Raw genomic sequence first — 3,907 nt, 5'->3', positions numbered from 1 at the left:
GACGGGCTGAGAGGCCTGCGCACCGTCGCGGGAGCCCTGGCCGGCGGGGAGGGGCCACAGCCCGGCTCCGGAGACCGGGACGGCCGTGCCGCGCGGCGGGGTGCCCGTGAGCTCGCCGGGCGGATCGGACGGCAGAGGGCGCCCGAGGTCGGCCGAGGGGCTGCGCAGCGCCTCGTAGCCACGCTGGTGCCCGCCGGACGGGGCGCCCGGCGGATCGGCGGCGCCGACGGGGGAGTGCCCCGGCACGGACAGCGGGTCCGCACGGTACCCGCCCGGGCCGCCGGSCGGCATGTCACGGGGCGCCGCGTGGCCGCCCGGCGCCTCGGTCAGCGGGTCGTACGGCACCCGCACCGGGCCGGAGGGGGTCTCGATGATCCGCGAGGGCATCGGCCCGGACGGCGGGTCAGGCGGCGGGAGACGCACCGGCACGGAGTCGCCGGGGACCGGCATCGGCGAGGGGGCGGGGGTGACGGGCGTGCGGTTGGGAGGCGTGGAGCCGTGGCTGCGCAGCACCCGGTCCAGCAGGTCGGACACCTGGGCGGCGGYCATCCGGTCGGCCGGGTTCTTGCGGAGCAGGCCCTCGATGACGGCGGCCAGCGCCCCGGCCCGCTGCGGCCGGGTGGGCTCCTGGGTGAGGATCGCACCGAGCACGGCCACCGCGTCGGGGCCCTCGTACGGCGGGCGGCCCTCCACCGCGGCGTACAGCGTGGCCCCGAAGGACCACAGGTCGGCGGCGTGCGTGACCGGCCGGCCGGACAGCCGCTCCGGCGGGATGTAGGCCGGGGAGCCCATCAGCAGGCCGGTCTGGGTGATCGTGACGTCACCCTCTATCGCGGCGATGCCGAAGTCGGTGAGCACCACCCGGTCGGAGGTGAGCAGCACGTTGCCGGGCTTGACGTCGCGGTGCAGGATTCCGGCGGCGTGGGCGTGGCGGAGCGCGTCGAGCACCCGGACGCCGATCTCGGCGGCCTGGGCCACGGGCAGCGGCCCGCTCTGCCGTACGGCCTGCTCCAGGGACCAGGCGCGGACCAGCTCCATCACGATCCAGGGGCGGCCGTCCTCCTCGACGACGTCGTGGACGGTGACGATCCCCGGATGGCTGAGCCGTGCCGCCGAACGGGCCTCGCGCAGCATGCGCCGGTGGGCCACCTGCTTGCCCGCGTGGTCCAGCCCGTAGGGCAGGATCAGCTCCTTGACCGCGACGTCCCGGTCGAGCAGGACGTCGTGGGCGTGCCACACCATGCCCATGCCGCCGCGGCCGACCGGTGACACCAGGCGGTAGCGCCTGCCGACGAGCTTGCCCTGTGCCGCCGGCGCGGATCTGCCGACCCCCTCGCCCTCGGGGCCGGTCGGGGCCTTGCCGAGCAAGCGATCGGTCATCGTACCCCGTCCCCCCAGAGCCAACCCTATTCGTAAGGTTGGCCACGATATCGGGCTCACAATCGGTAATGGAAGTTGACATGCGGAAGAGCGCATCGCGGCATTTGTTAGTCGGTGCCGCCGTTCGCGCGTTTGACCTGCTGCCGGAGGTCGCCGCCGGAGGTCGTGAAAAGCCGCCGCGTTCACCGTGAACCGATCACGACTTTCCCGATCACGGCTCCGCGGGAAACGATTGCCTACCCGATTCCCCCGCCGGGTTCCGCGGCCTCGGCCAGGGCGGCCAGGGCGGCGGTGAAGGCCGCGGCGGGCGGGCTCACCAGACCCGCGCCCACCTGTCCGGTGCCCGCGACCCGGCCCGCGATACCGGTGTTCACGGTGGGCAGCAGACCCGTCCTGGCGACCAGCGCGACGTCGACGCCGACCGGCGTGCCCCGGAAGTCGAGCCCGGGAATCTGGTAGGCGGGGTGCTCGGCGAGAGTGATCTCGTACATGGACCGGGTGGCCGCCATCGCGTCCGACACGTCGCCGCCGATGAACCTGACGATCGCCGGGGCCGCGGCCATCGCGAAGCCGCCCAGGCCCGCCGTCTCGGTGATCGTGGAGTCGCCGATGTCGGGGTTGGCGTCGGCCGGGCCGTACGCGCCGAGGTAGAGGCCGTCCGGCACGCCCGCCGGGCCGGTGAACCAGCGCCCGCCCAGCCCGGAGACCTGGACGCCGAAGTCCGTGCCGTTGCGGGCCATCGCGACGACCATGGTGGAGCCGGGGATGTCCCGGGCCGCGTCGGTGCTCACCTTGCACGCCGCCATGCCCGCGTTGAGGAAGAAGTGGTCGTTGCCGTTGACGAAGCGCAGCACCTCGGCCGCGTGGCCGGGAGCGGCGTCCACGATCCCCGGGGCCAGCTCCCGCGCCAGCAGCGAGGTGGCGGCGCGGTTGCGGTTGTGCAGCTCGTCGCCCATCTGCAGGGCCTGCGCGACCAGCGACCTGAGGTCCAGCGGCCCGGTCCGCTCCAGGGTGGTCCGCAGCACGGGACCGAGCACCTCGCCCATCCAGCCCAGCCGCTCCAGCACCTCAGGGCCGTAGGCGCCGTACCGGAGCACCTTGCCCAGGCCCTCGTTGAGCGAGCAGTAGGCGGTGCCGCCGTGCTCGGCGTCGCGCACCTCGAACATCCACATCGACGGGCTGACCACACCCGCCATCGGCCCCACCGTCCGGTGGTGGTGGCAGGGCTCCAGCCGGGCCTGCCCGGCCGCGAGCCGGCCGGCGGCCTCCTCGGCGTCGGCGGCCAGTCCCTCCAGCAGCATCGCCCCGATGAGCGCACCCCGCATCGGGCCCGACGCCCGCTCCCAGTCGATCGGCGGCCCGGCGTGCAGGAAGGTGCCCCTGGGCAGGTCCAGCACCTCGTGCGCGGGCCGTACCCCGACGAGCTGGGGCCGTGCGGCCGTCAGGCGGCCCACGGCCGTCTCGTTGGCCCGGACCCTGCGCGGATCGGCCAGCACCCGCGCCAGGTCGCCGGCGGTGCCGGGCATCGGCGGGCGCCAGTCCACCCCCACCCTGGGCACCGCCTGCGCGTCCAGCGCCTCGCCGAGCAGCTCGGCTCCGACCGTGATCACCTGAGGCTCTCCGGAGAGCATGGGAAGCGTCATGGAGTACTCCTGAGCGGGGAACGGCGGCTGCGGGCCGGGCGGTCACCGGTACCGGGCCGCGACCGGCGGGTCAACGGGCGCTCGCGAGCAGGCCGGCCGCGTGCCGGGCGGCCTGGGCGTTGGAGGCGAACACCGCGGCCCCCGCCGCCCGCACCGCCTCCGCCTGGGCGTTCAGCCCCTGAGGGTCGCCCTCGGAGCCGACCAGCGCGACGACCACCGGCACGCCCCTGGCGACGGCGGCGGCGATCCCGGGCGCGAGCCGTGCCGAGGGGTCGGGGTCGGCGCCGTGGCCGAGGACCACGTCGAGCAGGACGACGTCGCCGGGCGGGACCTCGGCCAGAGCCTCCAGGCGGAGCGCGGGATCGATCATCGGGTGGGCCCTGCCGCGGGTGTAGGCGTCGTCGCCGAAGTCGGTGAATCTCCCGGTCCCGGCGATCAGCCGGGCCTCGGCGCACAGCGTCCCTCCCGAGTAGACGCCCCGCAGCGTCCCGGCGCGCGTGCCGCCCCCGGATCCGCCCGCCCCCTCCGTGTCCGTGCCGGTACGGCCGGCGCCCGCACCGCCGCTGTCCCGCCCGCCGGCCCGAGGCCGGTCGTCCGGCGGGGGCGGGGCGGGCGCCGGCCATGACCGCCACGAGGGCACCGCCACCCCGAGCGCGCGCAGGGCGTTCTCGGCGGCGGCGGTCAGGTCGTCCTGGCCGGAGCCGAGCAGTGCGGTCACCACCGGGGTTCCGAGCTCCGCCACGGCCTCCCGCACGGTGCGCGCCACCTCGGGGGCGGGAGGCTTGGAGATCAGCACGATCAGCTCGGTCGCCGGATCGGCGTCGAGCGCCTCAAGGGCACGGAGCGTGGACAGCCCGCCCACCTCCTCCGACAGGTCCCTGCCG

2 protein-coding genes and 1 pseudogene are annotated in these 3,907 nt (G+C 75.7%); all 3 read right to left on the bottom strand.

Annotated elements, in window-relative coordinates; genetic code table 11:
• Positions 1-1,380: serine/threonine-protein kinase (locus CA984_RS47565; RefSeq protein ID WP_207621263.1), on the bottom strand; the 1,380-nt coding region annotated here is incomplete at its 3' end.
• Between the two features lie 236 nt (positions 1,381-1,616).
• The gene (locus CA984_RS42970) at positions 1,617-3,023 is read right to left on the bottom strand and encodes a YlbE family protein (RefSeq protein WP_108724704.1); all 1,407 of its coding nucleotides are present in this window, start codon (positions 3,021-3,023) and stop codon (positions 1,617-1,619) included.
• Between the two features lie 70 nt (positions 3,024-3,093).
• Positions 3,094-3,907, bottom strand: a pseudogene (locus tag CA984_RS42965) (FdrA family protein); the annotation flags it as partial.

The sequence above is a fragment of the Streptosporangium minutum genome, from assembly GCF_002149035.1.
Classification (GTDB): domain Bacteria; phylum Actinomycetota; class Actinomycetes; order Streptosporangiales; family Streptosporangiaceae; genus Streptosporangium; species Streptosporangium minutum.
The sequence above is the reverse complement of the archived record's forward strand: the minus strand, read 5'-3'. Positions and strand labels throughout refer to the sequence as shown.